Raw genomic sequence first — 3029 nt, 5'->3', positions numbered from 1 at the left:
CGTACTCGCCGTGCTCGTCGAGGTCGTCGCGCAGCTCGGCCAGCAGGTCGTCGAGCACGGCGCGGGCGGGCAGCAGCACCGAGCGGGTGGGGCTCCAGAGCCGTTCGCCGATGCCGTAGCGCGCCGCGCGCCAGCGGGCGGCGCGCAGCACGGCATCGGGCACGTCGCGCGCCGGACGACCCGCCTCGACCTGCGCCCACATCGTGCGCACCAGCGAGCGGGCGAGGCCGGCGAGCAGCACCGCGTCGTCGACCTCCGGGCAGACGTCGGCGATGCGGAACTCGAGCGTCGGCCACCGCAACGACGGGCGCAGCTCCCACAGCAGCGTGCTGGCGTCGTCGATCAGCCCGACCGCGGCGAGCTGGGCGACGGTGTCGACGTAGTGCTGGGCGTCGCGCAGGGCGGGCGGCGGCCCGCCCTGCGGCCACAGGTCGAGCCACGCCAGGCGGAAGCTGCCGTACCCGGTGTCACCGCCCTCGTGCAGCGGCGAGCTGCCGGTGAGTGCGGCCAGTGTGGGCAGGTACGCCCGCGCCCGCGACATGATCGCGACGGCCGCCCCGAGATCCGGCACGCCGACGTGCACGTGCAGGCCGGTGAGGTTGAACTGCCGCACGATCGACCCGAACCGCTCGACGAGCCGCTCGTAGCGGGGGCGGGGCATCACCTCGATGTCGCTCAGCGGGGCGAACGGGTGGGTGCTCGTCGCCAGGATCGTCGCGCCCTGGTCGGCCGCGGCCTTCGCGGCGGTGCGCCGCGCCGCGATGATCGCCTCGCGCGTCTCGTCCAGGGTGGTGCAGACGGGCGTCACCGCCTCGAGCTGGCTGGTGAGCATCTCGGCGCGCAGGCCGGGCGGTTCGCCCTCGCCGAGCAGGTCGGGTCGGTGCTGCAGCGCGAGGGTGACGGGGTCGACGAGGTGGTACTCCTCCTCGACGCCGAGCGTCGAGCCGATCGGCGCGGTCACAGGCCAGCGATACCCGCTGCGCCGACCCTTGGAAACGACAGGAACGACAGGAACGACGGAGGCCGAGGGAACCACCGCGAACCGGGCGGGTCAGTAGCCTCGGACGCAGACGAGGGGACGGAGGGTCGGGCCGGTGGTGAGCCGAGCGATGCGCCGCCGGTTGCGGATCAGCGTCCGACTCATGCTCTCGTGGCGGCCGAGCGGGCAGGCGCTCATCGACCTGGTGCGGGCCGTCGCGACGAGCTTCGTCGCCCTCGGGATCACGCTCTACGTGGTGCCGGGTCGGCAGTCGAGCGGCCCGCTGTCGGTGTTCGTGCTCGTCGTGACCGTGCTCGGCATCGGTGTGCTGCTGCGCCCGGTGCTGCTCGGCCTCACCACGCTGCTCGGCCCCTTCGGGCTGCTGATCGTCGGCGTGCTCGCGCAGGGCTCCATCCTGGCCGTCGCGCTCAGCATCGACCCGCGCGTGCACGTGTCGACGCTGCCCCGCATCTTCGCGATCTCGTGGATCGCGGCGAGCATCGCGGCGGTCGTGAACTGGCTGCTCGACGCGGGCACGCAGGACGCCTTCCTCGCCCACCTGCTCGGCCGGGTGGTGCGCATCGCCCACGCCTACGAGCCGGAGACGCCGGCCGGCCAGGCCGGGCTGCTCGTCGTGCAGCTCGACGGTGTCGGACGCGGTCTGCTGCGGCAGGCGGTCGTCGCGGGCGCCGTGCCGACGCTGTCGCGGTGGCTGCGCGAGGGCAGCCACCGGGGGTACGGCTGGCACACCGGCCTGCCGGCCACCACGCCGGCCGGCCAGGCGGTGCTGCTGCACGGAGCGACCTCGGCCATCCCGTCGTTCCGCTGGTACGAGAAGGACGCGCAGCGCCTCGTCGTCGCCAACCACGCCGCCGACGCGAAGCTGATCGAGCAGCGCCTCTCGACGGGCCGCGGCCTGCTCGCCGACGGCGGGGTCAGCGTCTCGAACTTGTTCTCCGGCGACGCGCCGACCCGCATCCTGACGATGAGCGACGCGCAGCTGCCGGACCGCCACGCGCACGGCCTGGCCGCCTTCGCCACGACGTCGGTCGGGTTCGTCCGCACCGTCGTCGTCTTCGTCGGCAAGGTCGTGCTCGAGCTCTACCAGGCGCGCCGGCAGCGGCGGCGCGACGTGCGGCCGCGCGTGCGACGCGGCGGTGTCTTCGCGCTGCTGCGCGGCGTGACGGCCGGCCTGCTGCACGACCTCAACGTCACCATCGTCGCCGAGCAGATGGCCCGTGGCGCCCCGGTGATCTTCGTCGACTTCGTCGACTACGACGAGATCGCGCACCATGCGGGCCCGAGCCGGCCGGAGGCGATCCGCGCCCTCGACGACCTCGACCGGGTGCTGCGGTTCTTCGAGGACGTCGCGGCCGAGACGAACCGCCGGTACGAGATCGTGGTCGTGAGCGATCACGGCCAGGCGCAGGGCGAGCCGTTCGCGGGGCTCACCGGACGCACCCTCGACGAGGTCGTCGCCGAGCTCACCGAGCAGCCCGCGCTCGCCACCGCCACGCGGCGCGACGACTCCGAGGAGCCGTGGGGGCCGGTGAACCTGCTCCTCACCAGTGCGGCGCGGTCGCGTCGGCGCGGTGTCGGCGCGCTGGCGCGGCGCCGTTCCGACCAGCCCGGCCCGCGCGAGGAACTGGTGGTGTCGCACCGCCGTCGCACGGGCGACGGCGCCGCCAGACCGGGGGACGCGCCGGTGGTCGCGGCGTCCGGCAGCCTGGCGCACATCTACCTGCCCGACCTGGCCGGACGCGCCACGCTCGAGCAGGTCGACGAGCGCTACCCGCGGCTCGTGCCCGGGCTGCGCCGGCACCTCGGCATCGGGCTCGTCGTCGCCCGCTCGGCGACCGGCCTGCGGGTGCTCGGACGCGACGGGTGGCGCGAGTTCGACGACGCCGGCGCGGTGCGGGCGGGGGAGGGTGCGGACCCGGTGGCCGGCTACGGCCCGTGCGCCGTGGGCCACCAGGAAGGGCGCCACCACCCCCCCCCCAAACGCGACAAGGTTGTGGACCGGCGCGTAGAACCCGCCACCCACCATGTG

At 74.6% G+C, this 3029-nt stretch carries 2 protein-coding genes; one reads left to right on the top strand and one right to left on the bottom strand.

The window, feature by feature from the left end; genetic code table 11:
• Positions 1–961 (bottom strand): carboxylate-amine ligase (locus tag ACTHMS_RS01030; protein WP_440304819.1); only part of this gene is annotated, 961 nt, incomplete at its 3' end.
• Positions 962–1094: 133 nt separating this feature from the next.
• Here ACTHMS_RS01030 and ACTHMS_RS01025 point away from each other — a divergent pair.
• The coding region (locus tag ACTHMS_RS01025; protein ID WP_440304818.1) for an alkaline phosphatase family protein at positions 1095–3029 on the top strand (1935 nt) is incomplete at its 3' end.

This window comes from Jatrophihabitans sp. (genome assembly GCF_051960575.1).
Lineage (GTDB): Bacteria > Actinomycetota > Actinomycetes > Mycobacteriales > Jatrophihabitantaceae > JBQCEE01.
Note: the sequence above shows the minus strand (reverse complement) of the source record. Positions and strands in the feature narration are given on the sequence as shown.